Source organism: Mesorhizobium sp. RCAM 06353, assembly GCF_059683585.1.
Genome location: NZ_CM185031.1, coordinates 4,642,465 through 4,666,434 on the forward strand (window position 1 = coordinate 4,642,465; position 23,970 = coordinate 4,666,434).

Below are 23,970 nucleotides of genomic sequence, written 5' to 3' on the forward strand. Positions count from 1 at the left end.
GGACGCCCACTCAACCTTCAAGGGTCACCAAGAGCCGATGAAGATTTTCCACGCGATGGGCCTGGCGCTTTTGTTCCTGTTGACGACGCTGTCGTCTTCGGGCGCTGCGGGAGCCGATCTGCGTGCCATCATCGCCAAGTTCGCGACAGTAACCGACTTTTCCGAGACGGGAGCCGTCGTTCAAGAGTTGACAGCCACGGGCGACCCGGCTGTCGAACGCCCGCTTGCTGCATTGGCGGACGGCAATCTTTACTTTCGCACGGCCGACTCGATGGTGTTTGTCGGCGAGGAAGGCGACGAAAACGTCAAGCTTTTCGATCCGCTGAGCGGCGAGGCAGCAGGAGAGGCCTCCGCGGACGACATCACCAAGATCAGCGTCAACAACACGTTGCGCCGCGCCATCCGTGATGCATTGGGCACGTTGACGCTTGGTTCCAAGGATCCGGCTGTGCGCATCGCCGCAGCCGACACCATGTTCAAGACACCCGATGCTGCCAACATCGAGCCGCTCGACGCGGCGATCGCCAGTGAAAGCGTGGCGAGCGTCAAGGCTTTGCTGGAGCAGGCGCGTGCCGCATCCATACTGGTTTCAGACAAGCCCGATGCGGACAAGCTGGCGGCCATTGCGCTGATTGGCGCGCGAGGCGACCGTGACGCGGTTTCGCTTCTCACCTCCGTCGAGGCCAATGCCTCGGGAGAAGTCAAAGAAGCGGCGACGGCCGCGATCGCCAACATCAATTCGACGCTGGCTTTCTGGGATGCCGGCCAGAACATCTGGTACGGCATTTCGCTGGGCTCGGTGCTGCTGCTCGCCGCGATCGGGCTCGCCATCACCTTCGGCGTCATGGGCGTCATCAACATGGCGCATGGCGAGATGGTCATGCTCGGCGCCTACACCACCTTCGTTGTCCAGCAGGTGATCCGCACGTCCTTTCCCGGCCTGTTCGACTGGTCACTGGTGATCGCGCTGCCGCTTGCCTTCCTTGTCTCAGCTCTGGTTGGCCTGATCATCGAGCGCGGCGTCATCCGCTTCCTCTACGGCCGGCCGCTGGAGACACTGCTGGCGACCTGGGGCGTGTCGCTGATCCTGCAGCAGGCGGTACGCTCGATCTTCGGGCCGACCAACCAGGAGGTCGGCAACCCCTCCTGGATGTCAGGGTCTTTCAACGTTGGTCAGCTCGCCATCACCTGGAACCGTTTGTGGATCCTGGTCTTCGCGCTCACCGTCTTCGGCCTGCTGCTCTACGTCATGAAGCGCACGCCCTGGGGCTTGCAGATGCGTGCCGTCACCGCCAACAGGCGCATGGCCGCGTCCATGGGCATCAGGACACCGTGGGTCGACGCGCTGACCTTCGCGCTCGGATCCGGCATTGCCGGTATTGCCGGTGTGGCGCTCAGCCAGATCGACAATGTCTCGCCCAATCTCGGCCGCGGCTACATCATCGACAGCTTCATGGTCGTGGTCTTCGGTGGTGTCGGCAATCTCTGGGGCACGCTGGTCGGCGCCTTCTCGCTCGGCATCGTCAACAAGTTCCTCGAGCCCTACGCCGGGGCCGTGCTCGGCAAGATCGTCGTGCTGGTGCTGATCATCCTGTTCATCCAGAAACGCCCGCGCGGCCTGTTCGCGCTCAAGGGCAGGGCGGTGGAAGCATGATCACGGGACGCTTCTTCGCCGCCGGCGCGGACCGCCGCATCGCCATCACCATCTTCATCCTGCTGGCGGTGGCTATCATCGTGCCGCTGCTCAATCTGGCTGTGTCGCCGACCAGCGCGTTCTACATCCCGTCCTATATCGTGGCGCTGACCGGCAAATATCTCTGCTATGCGCTGCTGGCGCTCGCGCTTGACCTGGTCTGGGGCTATTGCGGCATCCTTTCGCTTGGCCACGGCGCCTTCTTCGCGCTCGGCGGCTATGCGATGGGCATGTATCTGATGCGCCAGATCGGCTCGCGCGGCGTCTATGGTAATCCGATCCTGCCTGATTTCATGGTCTTCCTGAACTACAAGGAACTGCCCTGGTTCTGGTACGGCTTCGACCATTTCTGGTTCGCCGGCCTCATGGTGCTCGCCGTGCCCGGCCTGCTCGCTTTCGTCTTCGGCTGGTTCGCCTTCCGCAGCCGCGTCACCGGCGTCTATCTCTCGATCATCACCCAGGCGATGACCTATGCACTGCTGCTCGCCTTCTTCCGCAACGACATGGGTTTCGGCGGCAATAACGGCCTGACCGATTTCAAGGATATTCTGGGCTTCAACGTGCAGGCCGACGCAACCCGTTCGGCGCTGTTTGCCGCCAGCGCGGTGATGCTGGCGCTCGCCGTGTTCGTCACCTGGGCGATCGTCGGCTCCAAATACGGCAAGCTCTTGATGGCCGTGCGCGACGCCGAGAGCCGCACGCGCTTCCTCGGCTGGCGGGCGGAGAATGTAAAACTGTTTGCCTTCACCGTGTCGGCCGTCATGGCCGGCATTGCCGGTGCGCTTTATGTGCCGCAGGTCGGCATCATCAATCCCGGCGAGTTCGAGCCATCCAACTCGATCGAGGTGGTGATCTGGGCGGCGGTCGGCGGGCGCGGCACCATCGTCGGGCCGATCATCGGCGCGCTGCTGGTCAATGCCGGCAAATCCTGGTTCACCGGCCTGCTGCCGGAGCTCTGGCTGTTCGCGCTCGGCGGCCTGTTCGTCGCCGTCACGCTGCTTTTGCCGAAGGGCATCATAGGCATGTGGGATAGCTGGCGCGGCAATGCCAAGGCGTTGCGCGCAGCCGCCGTTGCTGAAGAAGCCGGCACCGAGGTTGCAGTGGCGACCGCGACATCGAAGCCCGCTCGCTCGCCGGCGAGAAATCCAGGCGAATGGTCCTTGTCCGACCCTGAACCGCAGGCGGCGGAGTAGGCGACCATGAGCAAATCGAACACCATCCTCTATCTCGACGGCGTCTCGGTCTCCTTCGACGGTTTTCGCGCCATCAACAATCTGTCGCTGGTGCTCGACAAGGGGGAGATGCGCGCCATCATCGGCCCCAACGGCGCCGGCAAGACGACGATGATGGACATCGTCACCGGCAAGACGCGGCCCGACGAGGGCGAAGTGTTCTTCGACGGCCAGGTCGATCTCACCAGGCATGACGAGGCCGAGATCGCCATGATGGGAATCGGCCGCAAATTCCAGAAGCCGACGGTCTTCGAAAGCCACACGATCGAAGAAAACCTGATGTTGGCGCTGAAGGGACCGCGTTCGATCTTCCCGGCGCTTTTTCATCGCCGCTCGGCGGCCGAGGCGCGGCAGATCGACGACATTCTCGGCATCATCCGGCTGGGTGACAAGCGCCATGAGCTGGCGGCCAATCTCAGCCACGGCCAGAAACAGTGGCTGGAGATCGGCATGCTGTTGGCACAGGATCCAAAGCTGCTTTTGGTGGACGAGCCGGTGGCCGGCATGACCGATGCCGAGACCGAGGAGACCGCGCGGCTGCTCAAGGATATTGCGCGCGACCATTCGGTCATCGTCGTCGAGCACGACATGCATTTCGTGCGCGAACTTGGCGTCAAGGTGACCTGCCTGCACGAGGGCTCGGTGCTGTCGGAAGGCACACTCGATTTTGTCTCGGCCGACGAGCGCGTCGTCGAAGTCTATCTGGGGAGATGAGCATGGTTTGGCGAGTTCAATTCCATCGCTTCGATCTGTCGTTTCTCCGATTCTGGAAAAGGCACTGAGACATGCTCGAAGTTTCAAACGCCACGCTCCACTACGGCGCCGCCCAGGCGCTGCGCGGCGTTTCGCTGAAGGCGAGCGCCGGCAAGATCACTTGCGTGCTCGGCCGCAACGGCGTCGGCAAGACCAGTTTGATGAGATCGATCGTCGGCCACCACCGGCTGACGAGCGGAAGCGTTGCCTTCGAGGGGAAGGCGCTCGACCGGAGCGCGGCGTATGACCGCGCCCGGTCGGGCATCGCATTCGTACCGCAGGGCCGGGAGATATTTCCCCTGCTCACGGTGCGCGAAAACCTGGAATCGGGTTTTGCCCCGTTAAAGCGTGCCGACCGCAACGTGCCGGCGCATGTCTTCGAACTGTTTCCGGTGCTGAAGCAGATGCTCGGCCGCCGTGGCGGCGATCTTTCCGGCGGTCAGCAGCAGCAACTGGCGATCGGCAGGGCGTTGGTGATGCGGCCGAAGCTGCTGGTGCTGGATGAGCCGACGGAAGGCATTCAGCCATCGATCATCAAGGACATCGGCCGCGCCATCCGTTACCTGCGCGATCAGGCCGGCATTGCAGTGCTGCTGGTCGAACAGTACCTCGACTTCTGCCGCGAACTCGCTGACGAGGTCAACATCATGGACCGGGGCCAGATCGTCCATACCGGCCCGGCGGAAGATTTAGATCGCGCTGATGTGCGGAAGTTCCTTACCGTCTAGAATCGGTTCTGGATTTCGACTGACGATCCAAATTCCCTGGCAAGTCCAATATTTCTTCCATTCAGCGATCTGCATCTCTGGCGCGCCAGAGGCTGCATGCTAGTCTTTTGTTGGCTTTGTGAGTCGGCCGCTTCCGTATCAGTCTGGTTATCGCAGATCGAGGGCGCGGCGAAGGCCGGGCAAGTTCCACGCAAGCAAGGCTTTCTAGCTTCCCTCCTGCGATCTCTGTCGTTCAACGCGTTTGGGCACACAGGCTAAGGGACAGCCATGGAACGTTACGTCGAGGACTACCAGAAGCGGCGGCTTACCGAACGCGTCGACATCATCGCTGCCATCAACATCCTGAGGTCACAGGGCTGCGAATACGATGATCTGATCGAGGAGATCACCAAGGTGTTCTACGTCGACCTCGACACCTTCAATGAAATCGTCATGGCGGCATAGAGCCGCTTTCGCCTAAAGCGCGTCGCGCTGAAAACGGATTCAGGTGCCGCGCTTTAGGTCTTTGATTTAATGCATGTCGTACTCCCAAAACCGAGGTCACTGTTGGGCGACATGCATTGTCCAGCAATCACAGGCTCGGCATTTGACGCGTGCGATCAGCTCGCGCGCCGGAATGGAGAAGCGGTGACGCGGTTGCGGCCGCCGCGCTTGGCGTCGTAGAGCGCCCTGTCGGCGGCGCTGAGCACCTTGTCGAAGCTGATGCCGTCCTTGCTGCCGAACGCGAACCCGGCACTGACCGTGCAGGTTAGGGATCCCGTCTCGGTCTCTATCAGGCGCGTCGCGAAGGCGGTCCGGATGCGCTCCGCTGCTTCCTCGACCGTCTCCGGCAGGGTGCGCTTCAACACCAGTGCGAATTCTTCGCCGCCCATGCGCGCGGCGACATCGGTCTGGCGAAGATTGCCGGCGAGTTCCCCAGCAAACACCTTCAGCACCTCGTCACCCGCCGCGTGGCCGAATTCGTCGTTGATGGCTTTGAAATTGTCGAGGTCGAAGACGACTACGGCGGTAAAGGCGCCAACCGGGACATTGCCATGCAGGTCGAACAGCGCGCGCCGGTTGAGCAGGCCGGTCAGGGGATCGGTGAGGGCATTGCGGCGGTGGTGCCCGGCCAGACGCCCCTGGTTGAGCGCAAGCGACAGGGCGCCAATACCCGTCATGCTGGCGATAACGACGATGAGGCTCAATTCCTCGGCCCAGTTGCTGGGCGCATGGCCGAGAACCAGCTTGCCGTCCCATGCCAGAACCGCCGCGCACAGCATGAAGGAAACGGCGGTGGCCGAGTAGAGCGTGGTGATGCCGACCGTCAGGGCAGGGGCCTCGTCGCGGCCTCTCCAGTATTCGAAGGCCGTCGCGAACAGGAGCAGGGCGGCGAACAGGTTCTCGAACATGAAGCCGAGGCCGTCATAGCCCAGAGCCATTGCAGGCAGCGCTGTCGCCAGCGAAACGCTGCCCAACAGTGCCCGCGGCAGCGGCGAGCCGCCGGTTCTGAACTGGTAGGCAGCACCCAGCATGGTCGAGAAACCGAGCAGCAGGAGGGCCAGGGTGGCGATGCCGAGCAGGCGCCCGGGCACGTCGATATAGGCGTCATAGACAAAGATATCGCCGACCACGAACACCAGGCTGATCGCCCATGTCAGCAGGAATTTTTCCGAGCGCGCTGTCAGCCACATGCCGAACAATGTCAGACCCAGGCAAGCTGCGGAGAAACCGACAGCCAGCAGAAGTGAAGTGTAGTCGAGCGACATGCCCCTCTTTTCCCTGCCGGCGGCGGCTCCAGCTCTGCGGCTTGGCGTCGTCGCATTCATGCAGCAAGGAAGTGTCGATAAGGTTACGATGAAGGCGAAGATGCCGCGAATAGGCGCTTTGCTACGCGCAAAAAGCATAGATGACGCGCTTACAGTATGTAGCCGGATAGCGACGGATTCTCCTCAGCCGGTTACCCGCTTCATCAGTGCCATCGCCCCGAATGGCGCGCGCACCTTGCCCTCGGTGATGAAGTAGACGAACACGTCGCGTGGTTGCACCGGTGCGTCTGTGGCGGGATCGGCGCGCCGCAAATCGCTCGGCTGCTTGCCCTCAGCCCAGGCTTTTACACGCGCCGCCCATTCGTCGAGGCCCTTTGGCGTGTAGCAATCGGGATTGTCGTCCGAACCCGTCTGCAGCCGTGCATAGACGAAGTCACTGGTGACATCGGCGATATCAGGATATTTGGCATGGTCGGCATAGACGATCGCCGCCTTGTATTTGCGGGCAAGTGCTGCGAATTCCGGCACGATGAAACTGTCGTTGCGGACTTCGAGTGCATGGCGCAGCGCGACCCCATCCTGTTTCTCCGGCAGCAGTTTCAAAAAGGCTTCGAAATCGTCAGGGTCGAACTTTTTCGTCGGCGCGAACTGCCACAGGATCGGCCCGAGCTTCTCGCCAAGTGCCGCAACGCCGGAGCCGAGGAAGCGCATAATCGATTCCCCGGCCTCGCCCAACACGCGCCGGTTGGTGACGAAACGGTTGCCTTTCAGCGAATAGACGAAACCGTTCGGCGCCTCACCAGCCCATTTGACGAAGGTCGGCTCCTTGAAGCTGGAATAGTAGGTGCCGTTGACCTCGATGCTCGGCACCTGCCGGCTGGCATATTGCAGTTGCTTGGCCTTCGACAGTTTGTCCGGATAGAAGGACGTGTCCCAGGGCTCGAAGGTCCAGCCGCCCATGCCGGAGCGGATTGTTCCCGATTTGCTCATGGACATTTCCTCCAATGTGTTTTGTCACGAGAGACTTGCGTTGGTAAAATCGATCCGCAACTGACAATTTCGGTCAGGTGGGCGGTGACCAATCCGGGGAAAAGATTGTCGGTGTCCCAGAGGGGTAAAGGTCCTTGCGCGGCCGCATGACGCGAAACTGATTTCCGTCCTCTACGATGTCGTAGAGAGCCTTGATCGGCTGATAGCGTGCGCGGCGATAGTCGTGCAGCATCACGATCGTCTCGGCATGACAAAGCAGCGTCGCCATGAATGCGCATTCCATGCGGCGCCGGCCGTCGATGAAGATGAAATCGAATTTGCGCTTCAGGCTCAGCGGCCAGGTGGAATAGTTGAGCTCCGGATCGCGGTCGCCAAACATCGGACCCCTCAGGTCCAGGCAGATCGGATGGAAACCGCTCCACTGCGGCAGCTGCGGCAGAAGTTGATCGAGGAACGGCTGGCTGTCGTCGATCGAAAAGAGATTGTCGATGCCCAGTCTGTCCCTCAATTCAAGGATCGCCAGCGTCGTGTGGCCCATGCCCCATTCCAGATAGGCGCGCGTGCCAGGCTTCACATACTGCACAAGGATGCGCTGGAATTCGGACAAATAGTCGGTGCCGTAAGCGTGCGACGAGCGGACCACGCCACCCAAGGTTAGTTGGTTTTCCACGGCGCTTCCGGCCTGCATTCACATCGCCTTCGCCATGTCGACGAGCACCCATCCTGGCCGGTAGGGATTGGGCCGGCGACCCGTTTCGCGATAGCCGTAAGCGAGATAGAGCGCGATGTTCCGTTCCATTTTTGCATTGGTGTAGAGCCGTGTCTCCGGCAGGCCCCATTGGCGCGTCTGTTGATCCGCGTGATTGAGCAGCTTTATGCCAAAACCCTTGCCCTGGAAGGCGGGCGACACCGCGACGGAGAAGATCATCGCGTGATCCTCATGCCGCTCCAGTGTCAGCGCTCCGGCAAGTTCTCCGCCGCTCTCCAGCAGCCAGACCTCGCCGCGCGCGATGCGCGGTGCATAGTCCTCGGTCACCGGGATCGGCAGCGCGCCCAACAAAGCAGTGTAAGGCGCATAGGCTGCCGCAGTCAGCGAGACAACGGTTTGCAGATCGCCGGCAACCGCTCTTTGGATGGTCATTCAAAGTCTCCCCAGGCGCCAACCGGTTCGGCCATCACTCCGCCGCTTCGCGCTTGCCTCCGGGGCGGCGCTCGAGCAGCTCCTTGAGGAACTGTCCTGTGTAGCTGCGCTTTTCGCGCACGATGGCTTCCGGCGTGCCCTGGGCGACCAGTTCTCCACCACCGTCACCACCTTCGGGGCCGAGGTCGAGCACCCAGTCGGCGGTCTTGATGACTTCGAGATTGTGCTCGATCACAACCACCGTGTTGCCCTGGTCGACCAGTTCGTGCAGCACTTCCAACAATTTGGCGACATCGTGGAAATGCAGCCCGGTGGTCGGCTCGTCGAGGATGTAGAGCGTCTTGCCGGTCGCCTTGCGCGACAGTTCCTTGGCCAGCTTGATGCGCTGCGCTTCGCCGCCGGACAGTGTCGTCGCCTGCTGGCCGATATGGATGTAGCCGAGGCCGACCTGCTTCAGCGTCTCGAGCTTGTCGCGCACGCCGGGCACGGCGGCGAAGAAGTCGACGCCTTCCTCGACCGTCATGTCGAGCACGTCGGCGATCGACTTGCCCTTGAACTGCACGTCGAGCGTCTCTCTGTTGTAGCGCTTGCCGTGGCAGACGTCGCAGGTGACGTAGACGTCGGGCAGGAAGTGCATCTCGATCTTGATGACGCCGTCTCCCTGGCAGGCTTCGCAGCGGCCGCCCTTGACGTTGAAGGAGAAGCGGCCCGGCTGATAGCCGCGCGCCTTGGCTTCGGGCAGGCCCGCGAACCAGTCGCGGATCGGCGTGAAGGCGCCGGTATAGGTGGCGGGGTTGCTGCGGGGGGTCCGTCCAATCGGCGATTGGTCGATGTCGATGACCTTGTCGAGGAATTCGAGACCCTCGATGCGGTCATGCTCGGCCGGATGCTCGCGCGAACCCATGATGCGGCGCGAGGCCGCCTTGAACAGCGTCTCGATCAGGAAGGTCGACTTGCCGCCGCCCGACACGCCGGTGACGGCGGTGAAGGTGCCGAGCGGGATTTCGGCGGTGACGTTCTTCAGATTGTTGCCGCGCGCGCCGACGATTTTCAGGCGCCGATTCTTTTTCGCCTCACGCCGCACGCCGGGCGTCGCCACTTCGAGCGCGCCCGACAAATATTTGCCGGTGATCGAATTGGGGTTGGCCATCACCTGCTGCGGTGTGCCCTGGGCGATGATCTCGCCGCCATGGATGCCGGCGGCCGGACCCATGTCGACGACATAGTCGGCATGCAGGATGGCATCCTCGTCATGCTCGACGACGATCACCGTGTTGCCGATGTCGCGCAGGTGCTTCAACGTGTCGAGCAGGCGGGCATTGTCGCGCTGGTGCAGGCCGATCGACGGCTCGTCCAGGACATAAAGCACGCCGGTGAGGCCCGAACCGATCTGCGAGGCCAGCCGGATGCGCTGGCTTTCACCGCCCGACAGCGTGCCGGAATTGCGCGACAGGGTCAGGTAGTCGAGACCGACATCGTTGAGGAAGCGCAGGCGCTCGCGGATTTCCTTGAGCACGCGCACCGCAATCTCGTTCTGCTGGTCGTTGAGATGCGGCGGCAGGTCAGTGAACCACTGGTCGGCCTTGCGGATCGAAAGCTCGGTGACTTCGCCGATATGCTTGCCGGCGATTTTCACTGCCAGCGCCTCAGGCTTCAGCCGATAGCCTTTGCAGACCGGGCAAGGTGTCGCCGACATGAAGCGCTCGATCTCCTCGCGCATCCAGGCGGACTCGGTTTCCTTCCAGCGCCGCTCGAGATTGGGGATGACGCCTTCGAAGGTCTTGGTCGTCTTGTAGGAGCGCAGCCCGTCGTCGTACTGGAAGGTGACTTCGCGCTCGCCGGTGCCACGCAGGATCGCGTCCTGAGCCTCGGTGCTCAGATCCTTGAATTTGTCGCCGAGCTTGAAGTTGTATGCCTTGCCCAATGCCTCGAGCGTCTGCACGTAGTAGGGCGAGGTCGACTTCGCCCACGGGCTGACGGCGCCGTCGCGCAGCGACGCGTTTTCGTCGGGCACGACGAGGTTGGGGTCGATGGCGCGCTGGCTGCCGAGACCGTCGCAGGTCGGGCAGGCGCCGAACGGATTGTTGAACGAAAACAGCCGCGGCTCGATCTCCGGAATGGTGAAGCCGGACACCGGACAGGCGAATTTTTCCGAGAACAGGATGCGCTCATGCGTCTCGTTCTTCGACTTGTTGACTGAATCCTCGCCGGTCTGGCTGGAATCGAGCGGCTTGTCGGCGAACTCGGCCACCGCCAGGCCCTCGGCGAGCTTCAGCGCCGTCTCGATGGAGTCGGCAAGACGGGTGGCAAGATCGCCGCGCACGACGATGCGGTCGACGACGACGTCGATGTCATGCTTGTACTTTTTATCGAGCGCCGGAACGTCGGCGATTTCATAGAAGACGCCGTCGACCTTGACGCGCTGGAACCCCTTCTTCTGCAGCTCCAGCAGTTCCTTGCGGTACTCGCCCTTGCGGCCGCGCACGATCGGCGCCAGCAGGAACAGGCGGGTGCCTTCCTCCACCGCCAGCACACGGTCGACCATCTGGCTGACCGTCTGGCTCTCGATCGGCAGGCCGGTGGCCGGCGAATAGGGGATGCCGACACGCGCGAACAGCAGGCGCATGTAGTCGTAAATCTCGGTGACGGTGCCGACCGTCGAGCGCGGGTTCTTCGAGGTGGTCTTCTGCTCGATGGAGATGGCAGGCGACAGGCCGTCGATCTGGTCGACATCCGGCTTCTGCATCATTTCGAGGAATTGCCGGGCGTAAGCCGACAAGCTCTCGACATAGCGGCGCTGGCCTTCGGCGTAGATAGTGTCGAAGGCGAGCGACGATTTGCCGGAGCCCGACAGGCCGGTCATGACGATCAGGCTGTCACGCGGCAGGTCGAGATCGACGTTCTTCAGATTGTGTTCGCGCGCCCCGCGAATGGAAAGGAATTTATGGTCGGCCATCGCCGGTCGCCGCCTCAGATCTGGAATTCGTGGGATTGGCGGGTTTTCCCGACCATCCCCTATGTAGGTATTATTGCCGCCACGTCGAGAGACGCCACAATTCTCGACGAAAGTCGTTTAACCGTCTTTCGCGCGAAGGGGCAAGCGGAAAGAACAAAGGCCGAACACGCTCCTGACAAAGCTGTGCAAAAACTGACCTGGACGTAACCTCCCGGCGATCACAATTTTCGGTAACCGGCTATTGATGGTTGACGTGGCCGGCTCACAGGAGCAGTCTCCAAAAGTCAAGTGAAGCCGGCCGTCCTTCGATGGCCTCGCCGCCCCAAGGCGGCCTGCGAGACGCCGCAGGCACTAGCGATCTGTGCTTCACGACGACAATGTCGCAACGGACACAGGAGCGGAGCATGACGCCACCGGATAGTCCCCAAGGGCTCCACATCTCGTTGGAGCCGCGGCAGGCATAAGTGCCAGGGTTTAGCGTTTGCGCCACCCGACAAACCGTGACTTGCCGTATCCCTCAACAATTAGAGACTGCTAGTCGGATCGTCGGCTGACGCCGCGTAGCATCCGAAATCAAACGCCGGCAGTACACTCCCGGCAAAATATGGATTTAAGATCCAGAAAAGCCCCGTCCGTTTGCCCAAGGGCACGGCGGGGCTGTTTTTTGGAAAATGGCTGAGCTGTCCGCGGCGGCGGCAGCTTACTTCCGTGGCTTGAATCCGCCCGTGGCGATATCGACCGCGATGCTGCCGGAAATCCTGACATCGGTATCGCCAATCTTGAACGTGCCGTTGCCGTTGCTGGGGAATGCGTCGTCGGGCTCCGGCACGGGGGCGGGCTTGGCAATGCGATAATCGCCGCTCACGCCGGGCAGGGCGCCTTTCTGTGCCTGCACCGAACTGTCGTCGGCGAGTGCCATGTTGCTCAAAAGGCTGGCGATGGCGAGCACCGCAGCGGCGATGATGCGACGCGATGTCCTGGGCGAATGAGTGTCGGTGATCCCGGGATTATAGTGACGTGCCGCCAGCGCGGCCAGACCGGCATCGTCAAATCTTCGACAGCAGGCAGGATTCCGATCCGACGCTGGCTTCATGCCGCCTTTTTGCGCGTGTCGAAGACGTGGTCGACAATGCCCCATGCCTGCGCCTCGCGGGCGGTCATGAAATGATCGCGGTCGAGCGTGCGCTCGACCTCTTCATAGGTTCGGCCGCAATGCTGCGCGTAGAGTTCGGCCATATGGCGTTTGGTCTTGCCGATCCGCTCGGCATGGCGCTGGATATCGGAGGCCTGGCCCTGGAAGCCGCCAAGCGGCTGATGCAGCAGGATGGTGGCGTTCGGCAGCGCGATGCGGCGCCCCGCTGTGCCGGCCATCAGCAGGAACGATCCCATCGAGGCGGCAAAGCCCATGCACACGGTCGATACCGGGCAGCTGATATACTGCATCGTGTCGTAGATGGCGAAACCGCTGGTCACCACGCCGCCGGGCGAGTTGATGTAGAGCGAGATCTCCTTGTCGGGATTGTCCGACTCCAGCGACAAGAGTTGCGCGCAGACCAGCGCCGAGACGTCGTCGTTGATCTCGCCGTTGATGAAGACGATGCGCTCGCGCAGCAGCCGCGAAAATATGTCGAAGGCGCGTTCGCCGCGGCTCGATTGCTCGATCACCATCGGCACCAGACTGGCAATACCGCTCATTTTTCGTCTCCGATTTCCGTATTTATGCCGCGCGCAGCAGAAGGCGCGGTGTGTTGGCGGCGGTGGGCTTTCCGGCCCCACGCAATCCCAGCGAAAGCCGGCAGCCGGTGCCCGCCATGGCGACTGCGGGCATCGCTTTCCCAGCAAAACCGGCATGGACGATGCGCAGATGCGTGCCGCCGGAAACGGTGCGGGCGAGTGTGAAGGTGACGATACTGTCGAGCGGATCCTGCCGCGCCACACCGGCCGGCTGCTCCCGCCAGGAATAGCGCAGCAGGCGCTCCGGCTCGGCGTCGAGGATTTCGCACTCGATCGGAGCCTCCGGTCCCGCGAAGGCAAAACGGCTGCCGGTCTGCGGTTTGATGTCGTTCGGCATCATCCAGGCGGCGAGCAGTTCCGGTACGGTCAGCGCCCGCCACACTTTTTCCGGCGGTTCGGCAAGGTCGTATTCGAACTCGAGCGCGTCAGGGGTGGCTTCGCCCTGGGTCATGGCGTTCATTGATCCCAAATCTTTCATTGATCCATGTCCTTCAAAACCGTCTTCAGCCTTTCAATGCGCTCCGGCCAGAAGGTCCGGTAGCGCTCGATCCAGGAGAGCAAGGGGGCAAGCCCTTGCGGATCGGCGCGGTAATAGGCGTTGCGGCCGGCCCGCCGCTCGACCACGAGGCCGGCGCCGCGCAACACCGCCAGATGCTGCGACACGGCCGGCTGCGATACCGTCAGGCCATTGCGCAGTTCCGACACGCTCATCTCAGCTGTGGCGAGACGCTCGAAGACGGCGCGACGCGTCGGGTCGGCCAGGGCGCGGAAAATCTCGGCTTCGATCATGGCAAAAGCATAAGTCGATACTTATCGATTTGGCAAGCGCTGTTTTGAAACCCATATATCTCGCTCGGGTATTGCTGCCATTCCTTGACAATCAGCGGCAGTGCATATAGGAACGAAAAGGGAACAAAAACGTTGTGGGAAAAGCCAGCCTTGGCAAGCGGCTGACGCCGGTAGCCTGTAAGGTGCTGCGACAAAATTTTGTTTTCGGATGAGCGCGGAGAAAAATCATGGCGGGTAGCGTCAACAAGGTCATTCTGGTCGGCAATCTCGGCGCGGACCCTGAGATCCGTCGCCTGAACTCGGGCGAGCCGGTCGTCAACATCCGCATCGCCACGTCGGAAAGCTGGCGCGACAAGAATTCGGGCGAGCGCAAGGAAAAGACCGAGTGGCACAATGTCGTCATCTTCAATGAGGGCATCGCCAAGGTGGCCGAGCAGTATCTGAAGAAGGGCATGAAGGTCTATGTCGAGGGCCAGCTGCAGACGCGCAAATGGCAGGACCAGACCGGTGCCGACAAGTACACGACGGAAGTCGTGCTACAGAAATTCCGCGGCGAGCTGCAGATGCTCGACGCGCGCGGCCAGGGTGAGGGCGGCCAGGTCGGCAGCTATTCCGGCGGCGGCAGCAGCCGCGGTTCCGATTTCGGTCAGTCCAGCCCGACCGAAAGCTTCAACCGTGGCGGCGGCGCTCCCAGGGGCGGCGGCGGTGGCGGCGGTTCGTCGCGCGAACTGGACGACGAAATCCCGTTTTGATCGAAAGCAATACCAGGCGGCTGATGTCGCGCGATCGATACACGCCCCGAGAGTCCCGCATGGACTTTCGGGGTTTTGCATTGTCGAATTGAAGGCTGATTAGCGATCAAGGAATACGGGAAGGACTGCTACGGTGAAAGCACGGGTAAAATGGGTCGAGGAACGCACCTTCGTTGGCGAGTCCGGAAGTGGTCATAAGGTCGTGCTGGGAACCGCAGTGGGGCCTGAAGGCAAGACACCGGGGCCAAGTCCGATGGAACTGGTGCTGATTGGCACTGGCGGTTGCTCGGCCTATGATGTCGTGCATATCCTGGAAAAAGGCCGCGAGGCGGTCGAGGACTGCGTGGTCGAACTCGATGCCGACCGGGCCGAGACCGAGCCAAAGGTCTTCACGCGCATCCACATGCATTTCATCGTCAGGGGTAGGGCGCTCTCGTCCGACAAGGTGAAGCGGGCGATCGACCTGTCGATCGAAAAATACTGCTCTGCTTCCGCCATGATGGCCAAGACGGCCACGATCACACACGATTTCGAGGTCATCGATACGACGACGAAGTAGGGCAGCAGGAACTGCCGTTCACCCGGCCATCAATGCCTTGATGCCATCCGCCACGAACTGCACCGCCAGTGCGGCCAGGATGACGCCGAGCAGGCGGGTCAGGATCGAGCGGCCGGTCTGGCCGAGGATGCGGTCGATGCGTTCCGACAGCACGAACACCAGATAGGTGATGGCGAGGCAGACGAAGATGATGCCGACGAGTGCGGCCTGCGCGGCAAAACCCTGAAACGAGCCGGAAAGCAGCACCGTCGCCGAAATCGCGCCGGGGCCGGCGATCAGCGGGATCGCCAGCGGGAAAGCGGCGATGTTGTGGATCATGTCCTTGGTGATGGCGACGTCGCCGATCTTCTCCTTGCGGTCCTGCCGGCGCTCGAAGACCATCTCGAAGGCGATGAAGAACAGCAGAAACCCGCCGGCGACGCGGAAGGCCGGCAGCGTGATGCCGAACACCGACAGGATCGAGGCACCGGCCACCGCGAACAGCGCCATCACCAGGAAGCCGATGATCGAAGCGCGCACCGAAACCTGCTGGCGCTCTTCGCGGTTCATGCCGCGTGTCACGGCGAGGAACAACGGCGCCAGGCCGGGCGGATCGATGGTCACGAGTATGGTGACGAAGGCATTGAACAGGCTGTCGAAACTCGGCATCGCTGACCCCTCCCGCCGGGCCGAGCCCGCGCCCCGATATTGGTAGAGCAAAGCCCGGTCGGTGGGAACTGTCGGGACTGCGAAACTACAGCTCTCGACAGGGTCAGCCGGTAGTGCTGCAATAAGCCTCGAGACGATAGCCGTCCGGGTCAACGACGAAGGCGGCGTAATAGGTCTCGCCGTAGTCGGCGCGCAGGCCCGGCGCGCCATTGTCGCTGCCGCCTTCGCGCAGGGCATCGGCATGGAAGGCGTCGACGCTGTCTCGTGTCGGCGCGGCAAAGCAGAAATGCAGGCCGGATTTCTCGTCCGCCGGCACCGGCCGCGCTGCCTCGTTGACCCACAGCGCGACGCTCTGCGCGCCGTAACCCAGTGAGCCTGGTGACTGGCTGAGACAAGTATAGCCGAGCGGCTGCAACGCGGCGTCATAGAAACGCTTCGAGGCGTTGGCGTCGCGGACGCCGACCGATATATGATCGAACATGATTTTCTCCATTGTTACAATGAGTTGCTGCGTCAGGCTGCCGTCACGCGCTGCGCCAGGAATTCGACTTCGAGCCGCCATGTCCCGCCATTGTCGTGCGAGCGCTCGCCGAGCCAGCGGAAGGAATTTTCGGTGATCCGCGAAAAACTCCAACGCACCGAGGAGCCGGTGCCGTCTGCACCGACCTGCACGATCGTGTCGCCCTCGGCGCGGCCGAGTTGGCGGCTAAAGTACTGGTTGCGTGGATCGCTCCAGAAAATGTGCCAGGCGTCCGCGCCGGGATCATAGACCCGCAGCGTCGTGCCGTAGAAGGTCCATTTGCCGAGGGAACGCTGGGAACCGGTGTTCCGCCCGGGCAGGATCCACACGTCCTGGATGGCGCGGCCTTCCAGCACCCAGCCGAAATGCACCTCGCCACGCCCGGTCAGCACGGTGCCATCCTCGAGATGGCGGGAGGCGTCAAACGTCCAGGCGCCGACGAAGCGGCCGTAAAGGTTCAGTTTTTCGGCAAGCCCGCCGATTGGTCCGGGACTGTGCAGGGCTTCGGCAAAGGGATCGAACATGGCTGCGGTCTCTTTCTGTCAGGAGATCGGGAGGAGTAGGCACTGACGGGGTTCTGGGCTTGGGAAAAATTGCTATATTTCGGCCATGACAGCGACGACCCGCACTCTCGCATCCGGACCCGGCTGGCACGTGGCGGATGTGATCTGCACAGCCGGCGTCGGCGACCGGCCGTTCGAGGAATCCCATCAGGATTTCTGCGTCGCCGCAGTGACAAGCGGCACGTTCCGTTATCGCACGCAGCAAGGCACGGCGATGCTGGCGCCGGGCGCGCTCCTGCTTGGCAATTCCGGCACCTGCTATGAATGCGGGCACGAGCATGGCAGCGGCGACCGCTGCCTCTCGTTCCATTTCGGACCGGCTTACATGGAGCTGATCGTCGCCGGCGTGCCGGGCGCCAGGACGCTCACCTTCGAGGCGCCGCGCCTGCCGCCGTTACCAGCCCTGGCGCCGTTGCTGGCCGAGGCGGAAGCCGCGCGCGAGATGGCCGACAAGGGTTCCTTCGAAGAACTTTCCCTGCGCATTGCTGCCGCCGCCGTGGCTACGGTTTGCGGCGCCACCCCTGTAAGGCACGCGCCAAGCCGCCGCGATCAGAGAAGGGTGTCGGAAGCCGTGCGGCGGATCGAACTGGATGCTGAGGGGCCGGTTTCGCTATCGGCACTGGCGGATGAGACGGCGACCAGTCCCTATCATTTCCTGCGCATTTTCCGGCAGGTCGCCGGCATGACGCCCTACCAGTTCCTGCTCAAGACCCGCTTGCACCGAGCAGCGGTGCGGCTGCGTTTGTCGGACGATGCGATCTCGACGATCGCCTTCGACGCCGGCTTCAACGATCTGTCGACCTTCAACCGCCGGTTTCGACGCGTCATGGGCGAGACGCCGGGTGACTATCGCGCTCGCCGATCAAGTGGTCCCGGCATGCGCGCGCCTCGGCCGAGGCAGGTTCAATCGGAGGTCGGTCCGCACCAGCCAGGCAGATAGTCCGCGTCCTTGCCCTTGGCGAGCGTCAACGCCTCTTTCATCGCCTTGTCGAAGTTCTTCGCCACCGCATCGCGGTCGATGCGCCGGCGCAGAAAATCTGCCCAGATGAATTCGCTGAACGGCGTCGTGTCCTTGGCAAAGCCACCTTGCCGGCGCAGTTCGCCCGCCATGCTCCGGTAGGGATCATCGATCAGCTCGCCGATTGTCTTCGGAATTGCCGAGTAATCGCGGCGCCGGCCGTTCTCATCGAACGGGTGCATCCAGCCTCTGTTATCGAGCACGAACAGAAACGCGTCCTTGTCGAGTGAGGACAGGTCGCTGATCACGGTCACAAGCACGTCCTTGACGCCTTCCTCGAGCAGGGCGCGAGCGAGGTGATGGTGATCGGTGACGTAGTTGCGATTTTTGGGACCCAATACGACCGGCACCATGTGTTTGCCGAGAAAAGCCCCGGTCTTCTTGGCATCCTGCGCCCGGATCATCTGTCGCTTCAACGCAACTTCTCTCATGCCGACCGTTATCTGCGTCGGCCGAAGGTCCTCGACGGGAACCGGCGTGACAATGGGTTCTCGGGGGTCGATCATGGCACTCCATCCTGTTCTTGCTGCTGCTGTTTCCTCGGACCAAGTGATTTGATCGCCGCGTCGACGCTGTGGAATATGCGCTGCGTGCCGACCATGTCAGCGATGCCGAACCGCGCCAGTGCCGCCTGAGCACGCACGGATTCCAGCCGCGCGACGGCAAAGACCGCGCCGGCCTTGCGGCAGTGCTTGATGGTGTCGATCAGCGCCTGCGCGGCGGTGTAGTCGATTTCGACGATGTTGCTGGCCTCCAGAACAACCAGTTTCACGGTTTCGTTGCGGGCGTCGATGAGATCGCAAAGGCCGCGCTTGAAGCGGTCGGCATTGACGAAGGACAGCGGCGCCTGGAAGGCCGCGACCAGCACGCCCGAGAGCTGCTCCCCGGCGCTTGGTTTGCCAGGTGGCCACCACACCGAGGTTCCGGGCACCTGTTCAAGCTCGATCGGCAGCGTGCGGGTCGCGCTCCATATCCCGTGCAGCAGCGACAGGCCGATGCCGACCGCCACGCCGCTCTGAATGGGCAACACGACGATGGCCGCCATGGTGATCAGGATCAGCACGAATTCGACCGGCGCCTGCCGGTAGACATCGGCGAACACTTTCCAGCGCAGGATATGCTGGGCAACAAACATCAGAACGCCGGCAAGGGCGGCCTGCGGAACATTGGCGAGCAGACCGCCGCCAAAGGCACCGAGCGCCAGCACGATGGCCGCGGCAATGAGACCTGACAGCTGCGAGCGGCCGCCCGACTGGGAGACGATTGCGGTGCGAGGCGGGCTGGCATTGACGGCAAAGGCGCCGAACAGGCCGGACGCGATGCTGCCGGCGCCGACGCCGACGAAATCGCGATTGACGTCGGGGTCGCCCTGTTGCGGCACGAAGGAGCGCGAGGTCGCCGCCGTCTGCACCATGACGACGATCGAAATCAGCAACGCCAGCGGAACCAGCGCCTGCACGTCGTCGAGGCTGACGAGCGGCAGGCCCGGCTGCGGCAGGCCATTGGGCAACGCGCCGAGCACTTCGACGCCGCGATCCCTGAGGCCGAAGACGACGACCGCAAGCGTGGCAAGCACCATGCCGATCAAGGCGCCGGGAATGCGGGCGCTGATCCGTTCCGAGCAGAACACGATCGCGAACACGCCAAGGCCGAGCCCGAGGCTCCAAGGATTGGTCAGGTGGAGACTGCCGGCGATCTCACCGATACGCCGCAAGGTTTCACCGCTCTCGGAAGGCAGGCCGAGCAGTCCGGGCATTTGCGAAACGATGATGTGGACAGCAATGCCGGCCAAAAATCCTGTAGTCACCGGCACCGATAGGAGATCGGCGATCCAGCCGAGGCGAAAGACACCGCTGAGCGTCACGATCAGCCCGACCATCAGCGCCAGCATGGCCGCCAGCGCCAGATAATGCGGCGAGCCGGATACGGCGAGCAACGCCAGGCTGCCGGCGAAAAGCGGCGTGATGGTCGAATCCGCGCCGGCCGAGAGGTGACGATTGGCGCCGAACAGCGCAAACGCCACCGAACCGGCAACAAAAGCGAAGAAGCCGACCTCGGGAGCAAAGCCGCCGAGCCGGGCGGTTGCCATCTGCTCGGGAATGGCGATCGCCGCCAGTGTCAGGCCCGCGATCAGATCGCCATTGAGATCCCGGGGCTGCCAGCCGCTCAGCGCCTGCAATGGCAGCCAACGGCTCCAATTCATGGCGCTCGCGGCTTTTGCTTGGGGAATTTGGTCCATTGCCGGCTTTTGCCTTGGTGGCGGCGAAAAGCGTGATGGCCATATCGTCGCAATCAGCGGTATCCTTTTGAAATTACCATCAAAAATGACACTGGAAAAGTGCCGCGAATGTTGGAGTTTCGCCCTCGCTTCCTATATAAGCGGTCAGTGATTCCTGATTAGATTGTGATCCAATTTGACCGACCAAAAGACACCGCGCGGCGCCGACGGCGGCCCCTCCGGCATCGAGCCGATCTCCATCATCGAGGAGATGCAGAGCTCCTATCTCTCTTACGCCATGAGCGTGATCGTCAGCCGTGCGCTGCCCGATGTGCGCGACGGCCTGAAGCCGGTGCATCGCCGCATTCTCTATGCGGCGCATGAGAGCGGCTACCACTGGAACCGCAAATATGTGAAGTCGGCTCGCCCGGTCGCCGACGTGATGGGTAAATACCATCCGCATGGCGATGCCTCCATTTATGACGCCTTGGTGCGCATGGCGCAGGACTGGTCGCTGCGCGTGCCGCTGATCGACGGGCAGGGCAATTTCGGCTCGATCGACGGCGATCCGCCGGCGGCGATGCGCTACACCGAATCGCGGCTGACCAAAGTCGCGCATGAGCTTCTGGAGGATATCGATAAGGACACGGTCGATTTCCAGGACACTTATGACGCCTCGGACACCGAACCGAAGGTTCTGCCGGCACGCTTTCCCAATCTGCTGGTCAATGGCTCCGGCGGCATCGCCGTCGGCATGGCCACCAACATCCCGCCGCACAATCTGGGCGAAGTCTGCAACGGCGCCATTGCCATCATCGACAATCCGGCGATCGACCTGCCGGCGCTGATGGAGATCATTCCGGGTCCCGATTTCCCGACCGGCGGCATCGTGCTTGGCCGCTCCGGCATCTACAGCGCCTATTCGACCGGCCGTGGCTCCATCGTCATGCGCGGCAAGGTCAACATCGAACAGCGCGGCAATGACCGTGAATCGATCATCATCACCGAGGTTCCCTACCAGGTGAACAAGTCGTCGATGATCGAAAAGATGGCCGAACTGGTGCGCGACAAGCGCATCGAGGGCATTTCCGACATCCGTGACGAAAGCGATCGCCAGGGCTACCGCGTCGTCATCGAGCTGAAGCGCGACGCCGTCGCCGACGTCATCCTCAACCAGCTTTACCGCTTCACGCCGCTGCAGACCTCGTTTGGCGCCAATATGGTGGCGCTGAACGGCGGCAAGCCGGAAGTGATGAACCTGACCGACATGCTGAAGGCGTTCGTCTCCTTCCGCGAAGAGGTCATTACAAGGCGGACGAAATTCCTGCTGCGCAAGGCGCGCGACCGCGCCCATGTGCTGGTGGGCCTCGCCATCGCCGTCGCCAATATCGACGAGGTCATCAAGCTGATCCGCACCGCGCCGGATCCGCAGACGGCGCGCGAGCAGTTGATGGAGCGGCGCTGGCCGTCCGGCGATGTCGAATCGCTGATCCTTCTGATCGACGACCCGCGCCACCGCATCAACGAGGACGGCACCTACAATCTGTCCGAGGAACAGGCGCGCGCCATCCTCGAACTTCGCCTGCAGCGCCTGACCGCGCTCGGTCGCGACGAAATCGCCGACGAGCTGAACACGATCGGCGACGAGATCAAGGACTACCTCGACATCCTGTCTTCGCGCGCGCGCGTCCAGCAGATCGTCAAGGACGAGCTCGCCGCCGTGCGCGACGAGTTCGGCACGCCCCGCCGCACCGAACTCACCGACGGTGGCGCGGACATGGAAGACGAGGACCTGATCCAGCGCGAGGACATGGTCGTGACGGTGAGCCATTCCGGCTACATCAAGCGCGTGCCGCTGTCGCTCTACCGGGCGCAACGCCGCGGCGGCAAGGGCCGCTCCGGCATGTCGACCAAGGAAGAGGATTTCGTGACCCGGCTGTTCGTGGCCAACACGCACACGCCGGTGCTGTTCTTCTCCTCGCGCGGCATCGTCTACAAGGAAAAGGTCTGGCGGCTGCCGATCGGCAATCCGCAGTCGCGCGGCAAGGCGCTGATCAACATGCTGCCGCTGGAGCAGGGCGAGCGCATCACCACCATCATGCCACTGCCCGAGGACGAGACGAGCTGGGGCGAACTCGACGTGATGTTCGCCACCACGCGCGGCACCGTGCGCCGCAACAAGCTGTCCGACTTCGTCCAGGTCAACCGCAATGGCAAGATCGCCATGAAGCTGGAGGAGGAAGGCGACGAGATCCTCGGCGTCGAGACCTGCACAGACAATGACGACGTGCTGCTGACGGCGAATTCGGGTCAGTGCATTCGCTTCTCCGTCGGCGACGTGCGCGTCTTCCAGAGCCGCAACTCCGTCGGCGTGCGCGGCATAACCATGGCTGAGACCGACCGCATCATCTCCATGTCGGTGATCGAACATGTCGATGCTTCACCGGCGGAACGCGCCGCTTACCTGAAGCGCGCGGCGGCGGAGCGGCGGCTTGCCGCCGAGACGGCCGGCGAAGAGGAAGAGATCGCGCTCACCAATGAGGAGATCGGCGAGGAGACGGAGCTTTCCGACATCCGTTACGAAGAGCTCAAGGCGCATGAGCAGTATGTGCTGACCGTAACGGAGTATGGCTACGGCAAGCGCTCGTCGTCCTACGATTTCCGCCTGACTGGTCGCGGTGGCAAGGGCATTCGTGCCACCGACGTGTCGAAAGTGGCGGAGATCGGCCAACTGGTCGCGACCTTCCCGGTTGGCAATGACGACCAGATCATGCTGGTTTCGGACGGCGGCACCGTCATTCGCGTGCCGGTCAACGGCATCCGTTTCGCCAGCCGCGCCACCAAGGGCGTGACCATCTTCAATACGGCTGAAGGTGAGAAGGTGGTGTCGGTCGAGCGGATCTCGGAGCCGCAAGCTGACGAGGAAAGCGAAGAGATCGTCGAGGGTGGCGCTGGGTCCGCTCCCGAAACCGATGCTGGTCCGGGAAACGCGGAATAAGCCGTGGACGGGATTTGACATAGCAACGCCGGCCCATGGCCGGCGTGGCAGCAAGTACAGACGAACTTAGTCTTAGTTGTGACGATACGGCTTGCGGGGGCCGAAGCCTTCGAAGCGCTTGGTGGTTGCCCTGACACGGACGCGTTGCGCCTCCTGATGCAGCCCAAATACGGTGGCGATCAGCATGGCGACGGTCATTGCGGTGGCGAGCATGTAGATCAGCATGTGCGTGTTCTCCTGCGCCTAACAACGGATAGATGGGATTTTGGTTTCATCTTATTAAGGGGCAACCTAGTGAACGCTGCGTGAAGGCTTCGTGATCAGCGTGTTCATCTGTCGTTCATGTGCGGGAAAAGGTTCACGGCCTTCGCGCCGATCGGATTTGCCTTTGCGAGAGAGGCTCGCTAGAAGCACCTGCCATGACTGAACGCACCGCCCTTTATGCCGGCTCCTTCGACCCGCTGACCAACGGCCATCTCGATGTGCTGAAGGCGTCGCTGGCAGTTGCCGACATTGTTTATGCCGCGATCGGCATGCATCCCGGCAAAAAGCCGCTGTTCTCCTTCGAGGAGCGGGTGCAACTCATCGAAGCTGCCACGAAAGCCGAATTCGGCCGCGATGGCGCCCGTATCAGGGTCGTGGCCTTCGACGGGCTGGTGATCGATGCCGCCAGGAAACAGGGCGCCTCGATCATGATCCGCGGCCTGCGTGACGGCACCGATCTCGATTACGAAATGCAGATGGCCGGCATGAACGAGACCATGGCGCCTGAGTTGCAGACGGTTTTTCTGCCCGCCAGCCCTTCGGTACGCACCATTACCGCCACACTTGTGCGCCAGATAGCTTCGATGGGAGGCGACATCCGCCCCTTCGTGCCGGCCGCTGTTGCCGGCGCGCTCACCGCCAAATTCGCGAAATAAGTCCGGAGAA

General features: G+C 62.4%; 26 protein-coding genes. 11 read left to right on the forward strand and 15 right to left on the reverse strand.

The genetic code is table 11. The features are described from left to right. Positions 1-37 precede the first annotated feature (37 nt). The 5 genes from urtB to AC56QX_RS22315 all read left to right on the forward strand — a co-directional run bounded on the left by urtB (position 38) and on the right by AC56QX_RS22315 (position 4,850). Positions 38-1,654: an urea ABC transporter permease subunit UrtB gene (urtB, locus tag AC56QX_RS22295; protein ID WP_497110650.1), complete on the forward strand. Its 1,617-nt coding sequence runs from the start codon at positions 38-40 to the stop codon at positions 1,652-1,654. Next, positions 1,651-2,886 (forward strand): urea ABC transporter permease subunit UrtC, encoded by a 1,236-nt coding sequence (urtC, locus tag AC56QX_RS22300; protein WP_497110651.1) that lies wholly within the window; start codon positions 1,651-1,653, stop codon positions 2,884-2,886. Before urtB ends, urtC begins: the two co-directional genes overlap by 4 nt. 6 nt (positions 2,887-2,892) lie before the next feature. Then, positions 2,893-3,639, forward strand: a complete 747-nt coding sequence (gene urtD, locus AC56QX_RS22305; RefSeq protein ID WP_095200084.1) for an urea ABC transporter ATP-binding protein UrtD — start codon at positions 2,893-2,895, stop codon at positions 3,637-3,639. Between the two features lie 71 nt (positions 3,640-3,710). Further along, the gene (gene urtE, locus AC56QX_RS22310; protein WP_497110653.1) at positions 3,711-4,406 is read left to right on the forward strand and encodes an urea ABC transporter ATP-binding subunit UrtE; all 696 of its coding nucleotides are present in this window, start codon (positions 3,711-3,713) and stop codon (positions 4,404-4,406) included. A 267-nt stretch (positions 4,407-4,673) separates the two neighbouring features. Continuing rightward, on the forward strand, positions 4,674-4,850 hold the full coding sequence (locus AC56QX_RS22315) for a hypothetical protein (RefSeq protein WP_010909636.1): 177 nt from the start codon (positions 4,674-4,676) through the stop codon (positions 4,848-4,850). Positions 4,851-5,005: 155 nt separating this feature from the next. Here AC56QX_RS22315 and AC56QX_RS22320 read toward each other — a convergent pair whose 3' ends face one another. From AC56QX_RS22320 to AC56QX_RS22360, 9 genes are all read right to left on the reverse strand, one after another. After that, on the reverse strand, positions 5,006-6,154 hold the full coding sequence (locus tag AC56QX_RS22320) for a GGDEF domain-containing protein (protein WP_497110654.1): 1,149 nt from the start codon (positions 6,152-6,154) through the stop codon (positions 5,006-5,008). Between the two features lie 183 nt (positions 6,155-6,337). Continuing rightward, positions 6,338-7,144: a DUF72 domain-containing protein gene (locus AC56QX_RS22325; protein ID WP_497110656.1), complete on the reverse strand. Its 807-nt coding sequence runs from the start codon at positions 7,142-7,144 to the stop codon at positions 6,338-6,340. 73 nt (positions 7,145-7,217) lie between these two features. Then, the gene (locus AC56QX_RS22330) at positions 7,218-7,814 is read right to left on the reverse strand and encodes a hypothetical protein (RefSeq protein WP_497110658.1); all 597 of its coding nucleotides are present in this window, start codon (positions 7,812-7,814) and stop codon (positions 7,218-7,220) included. 18 nt (positions 7,815-7,832) lie between these two features. After that, positions 7,833-8,285 carry a GNAT family N-acetyltransferase gene (locus AC56QX_RS22335; RefSeq protein WP_497110659.1) on the reverse strand — a complete coding sequence of 151 codons (453 nt, stop codon included), beginning with the start codon at positions 8,283-8,285 and terminating at the stop codon, positions 7,833-7,835. A gap of 34 nt (positions 8,286-8,319) precedes the next feature. Next, a complete protein-coding gene (gene uvrA, locus AC56QX_RS22340) occupies positions 8,320-11,241 on the reverse strand; it encodes an excinuclease ABC subunit UvrA (RefSeq protein ID WP_497110661.1) in 2,922 nt (973 codons plus the stop codon). 700 nt (positions 11,242-11,941) lie between these two features. After that, positions 11,942-12,334 (reverse strand): hypothetical protein, encoded by a 393-nt coding sequence (locus AC56QX_RS22345; RefSeq protein WP_497110662.1) that lies wholly within the window; start codon positions 12,332-12,334, stop codon positions 11,942-11,944. Beyond that, positions 12,331-12,936 carry an ATP-dependent Clp protease proteolytic subunit gene (locus AC56QX_RS22350; RefSeq protein WP_497110664.1) on the reverse strand — a complete coding sequence of 202 codons (606 nt, stop codon included), beginning with the start codon at positions 12,934-12,936 and terminating at the stop codon, positions 12,331-12,333. The genes AC56QX_RS22345 and AC56QX_RS22350 overlap by 4 nt, the downstream gene beginning before the upstream one ends. Before the next feature lie 22 nt (positions 12,937-12,958). Further along, positions 12,959-13,435 (reverse strand): SRPBCC family protein, encoded by a 477-nt coding sequence (locus AC56QX_RS22355; RefSeq protein ID WP_497110665.1) that lies wholly within the window; start codon positions 13,433-13,435, stop codon positions 12,959-12,961. 14 nt (positions 13,436-13,449) lie between these two features. Continuing rightward, a complete protein-coding gene (locus AC56QX_RS22360) occupies positions 13,450-13,764 on the reverse strand; it encodes an ArsR/SmtB family transcription factor (RefSeq protein WP_497110667.1) in 315 nt (104 codons plus the stop codon). Positions 13,765-13,991: 227 nt separating this feature from the next. On the opposite strand from AC56QX_RS22360, the gene AC56QX_RS22365 reads away from it, so the two are divergent. Together AC56QX_RS22365 and AC56QX_RS22370 are read left to right on the forward strand one after the other, a co-directional pair. After that, the gene (locus AC56QX_RS22365; RefSeq protein WP_497110668.1) at positions 13,992-14,516 is read left to right on the forward strand and encodes a single-stranded DNA-binding protein; all 525 of its coding nucleotides are present in this window, start codon (positions 13,992-13,994) and stop codon (positions 14,514-14,516) included. 133 nt (positions 14,517-14,649) lie between these two features. Beyond that, positions 14,650-15,075 carry an OsmC family protein gene (locus AC56QX_RS22370; RefSeq protein WP_497110669.1) on the forward strand — a complete coding sequence of 142 codons (426 nt, stop codon included), beginning with the start codon at positions 14,650-14,652 and terminating at the stop codon, positions 15,073-15,075. A gap of 18 nt (positions 15,076-15,093) precedes the next feature. Here the strand turns inward: AC56QX_RS22370 and AC56QX_RS22375 are convergent, their stop codons facing one another. From AC56QX_RS22375 to AC56QX_RS22385, 3 genes are all read right to left on the reverse strand, one after another. Then, positions 15,094-15,723 carry a MarC family protein gene (locus AC56QX_RS22375; RefSeq protein WP_023670949.1) on the reverse strand — a complete coding sequence of 210 codons (630 nt, stop codon included), beginning with the start codon at positions 15,721-15,723 and terminating at the stop codon, positions 15,094-15,096. Positions 15,724-15,826: 103 nt separating this feature from the next. Further along, complete coding sequence (locus AC56QX_RS22380) at positions 15,827-16,204, reverse strand: VOC family protein (RefSeq protein WP_497110671.1); 378 nt, start codon at positions 16,202-16,204, stop codon at positions 15,827-15,829. 32 nt (positions 16,205-16,236) lie between these two features. Beyond that, complete coding sequence (locus AC56QX_RS22385) at positions 16,237-16,767, reverse strand: hypothetical protein (protein WP_497110673.1); 531 nt, start codon at positions 16,765-16,767, stop codon at positions 16,237-16,239. Positions 16,768-16,852: 85 nt separating this feature from the next. On the opposite strand from AC56QX_RS22385, the gene AC56QX_RS22390 reads away from it, so the two are divergent. After that, the gene (locus AC56QX_RS22390; protein WP_497110675.1) at positions 16,853-17,746 is read left to right on the forward strand and encodes a helix-turn-helix transcriptional regulator; all 894 of its coding nucleotides are present in this window, start codon (positions 16,853-16,855) and stop codon (positions 17,744-17,746) included. Here AC56QX_RS22390 and AC56QX_RS22395 read toward each other — a convergent pair. Beyond that, entirely contained in the window at positions 17,710-18,330 is a 621-nt protein-coding gene (locus AC56QX_RS22395; protein ID WP_497110677.1) for a ParB-like protein, read from the reverse strand. The two genes, AC56QX_RS22390 and AC56QX_RS22395, sit on opposite strands and share 37 nt — an antisense overlap. Further along, a complete protein-coding gene (locus tag AC56QX_RS22400) occupies positions 18,327-20,027 on the reverse strand; it encodes a SulP family inorganic anion transporter (protein WP_497110678.1) in 1,701 nt (566 codons plus the stop codon). The genes AC56QX_RS22395 and AC56QX_RS22400 overlap by 4 nt, the downstream gene beginning before the upstream one ends. On the opposite strand from AC56QX_RS22400, the gene AC56QX_RS22405 reads away from it, so the two are divergent. Next, positions 20,026-20,214, forward strand: a complete 189-nt coding sequence (locus tag AC56QX_RS22405; protein ID WP_497110680.1) for a hypothetical protein — start codon at positions 20,026-20,028, stop codon at positions 20,212-20,214. The two genes, AC56QX_RS22400 and AC56QX_RS22405, sit on opposite strands and share 2 nt — an antisense overlap. Before the next feature lie 24 nt (positions 20,215-20,238). Continuing rightward, positions 20,239-23,040, forward strand: coding sequence for a DNA gyrase subunit A (gene gyrA / locus AC56QX_RS22410; protein ID WP_497110681.1), 2,802 nt, complete (start codon positions 20,239-20,241; stop codon positions 23,038-23,040). A gap of 72 nt (positions 23,041-23,112) precedes the next feature. On the opposite strand, the gene AC56QX_RS22415 is transcribed toward gyrA, so the two are convergent. Continuing rightward, positions 23,113-23,265, reverse strand: a complete 153-nt coding sequence (locus tag AC56QX_RS22415) for a hypothetical protein (protein ID WP_497110682.1) — start codon at positions 23,263-23,265, stop codon at positions 23,113-23,115. 194 nt (positions 23,266-23,459) lie between these two features. Here AC56QX_RS22415 and coaD point away from each other — a divergent pair, with 194 nt between their 5' ends. After that, positions 23,460-23,960 (forward strand): pantetheine-phosphate adenylyltransferase, encoded by a 501-nt coding sequence (gene coaD / locus AC56QX_RS22420; RefSeq protein WP_497110683.1) that lies wholly within the window; start codon positions 23,460-23,462, stop codon positions 23,958-23,960. The last annotated feature ends 10 nt before the right edge of the window (positions 23,961-23,970 follow it).

Bases quoted from the DNA above. Each gene is read 5' to 3' on its own strand.
- AC56QX_RS22350 (WP_497110664.1), bottom strand. From the start codon at position 12,936: ATGAGCGGTATTGCCAGTCTGGTGCCGATGGTGATCGAGCAATCGAGC.
- AC56QX_RS22360 (WP_497110667.1), bottom strand. From the start codon at position 13,764: ATGATCGAAGCCGAGATTTTCCGCGCCCTGGCCGACCCGACGCGTCGC.
- urtC (WP_497110651.1), top strand. From the start codon at position 1,651: ATGATCACGGGACGCTTCTTCGCCGCCGGCGCGGACCGCCGCATCGCC.
- AC56QX_RS22320 (WP_497110654.1), bottom strand. From the start codon at position 6,154: ATGTCGCTCGACTACACTTCACTTCTGCTGGCTGTCGGTTTCTCCGCA.
- AC56QX_RS22325 (WP_497110656.1), bottom strand. From the start codon at position 7,144: ATGAGCAAATCGGGAACAATCCGCTCCGGCATGGGCGGCTGGACCTTC.
- urtD (WP_095200084.1), top strand. From the start codon at position 2,893: ATGAGCAAATCGAACACCATCCTCTATCTCGACGGCGTCTCGGTCTCC.
- AC56QX_RS22380 (WP_497110671.1), bottom strand. From the start codon at position 16,204: ATGTTCGATCATATATCGGTCGGCGTCCGCGACGCCAACGCCTCGAAG.
- AC56QX_RS22335 (WP_497110659.1), bottom strand. From the start codon at position 8,285: ATGACCATCCAAAGAGCGGTTGCCGGCGATCTGCAAACCGTTGTCTCG.
- AC56QX_RS22415 (WP_497110682.1), bottom strand. From the start codon at position 23,265: ATGCTGATCTACATGCTCGCCACCGCAATGACCGTCGCCATGCTGATC.
- AC56QX_RS22355 (WP_497110665.1), bottom strand. From the start codon at position 13,435: ATGAACGCCATGACCCAGGGCGAAGCCACCCCTGACGCGCTCGAGTTC.
- AC56QX_RS22385 (WP_497110673.1), bottom strand. From the start codon at position 16,767: ATGTTCGATCCCTTTGCCGAAGCCCTGCACAGTCCCGGACCAATCGGC.
- urtB (WP_497110650.1), top strand. From the start codon at position 38: ATGAAGATTTTCCACGCGATGGGCCTGGCGCTTTTGTTCCTGTTGACG.
- AC56QX_RS22405 (WP_497110680.1), top strand. From the start codon at position 20,026: ATGGCGCTCGCGGCTTTTGCTTGGGGAATTTGGTCCATTGCCGGCTTT.
- AC56QX_RS22365 (WP_497110668.1), top strand. From the start codon at position 13,992: ATGGCGGGTAGCGTCAACAAGGTCATTCTGGTCGGCAATCTCGGCGCG.
- AC56QX_RS22395 (WP_497110677.1), bottom strand. From the start codon at position 18,330: ATGATCGACCCCCGAGAACCCATTGTCACGCCGGTTCCCGTCGAGGAC.
- urtE (WP_497110653.1), top strand. From the start codon at position 3,711: ATGCTCGAAGTTTCAAACGCCACGCTCCACTACGGCGCCGCCCAGGCG.
- AC56QX_RS22345 (WP_497110662.1), bottom strand. From the start codon at position 12,334: ATGAAGCCAGCGTCGGATCGGAATCCTGCCTGCTGTCGAAGATTTGAC.
- AC56QX_RS22400 (WP_497110678.1), bottom strand. From the start codon at position 20,027: ATGAATTGGAGCCGTTGGCTGCCATTGCAGGCGCTGAGCGGCTGGCAG.
- coaD (WP_497110683.1), top strand. From the start codon at position 23,460: ATGACTGAACGCACCGCCCTTTATGCCGGCTCCTTCGACCCGCTGACC.
- AC56QX_RS22390 (WP_497110675.1), top strand. From the start codon at position 16,853: ATGACAGCGACGACCCGCACTCTCGCATCCGGACCCGGCTGGCACGTG.
- uvrA (WP_497110661.1), bottom strand. From the start codon at position 11,241: ATGGCCGACCATAAATTCCTTTCCATTCGCGGGGCGCGCGAACACAAT.
- AC56QX_RS22375 (WP_023670949.1), bottom strand. From the start codon at position 15,723: ATGCCGAGTTTCGACAGCCTGTTCAATGCCTTCGTCACCATACTCGTG.
- AC56QX_RS22315 (WP_010909636.1), top strand. From the start codon at position 4,674: ATGGAACGTTACGTCGAGGACTACCAGAAGCGGCGGCTTACCGAACGC.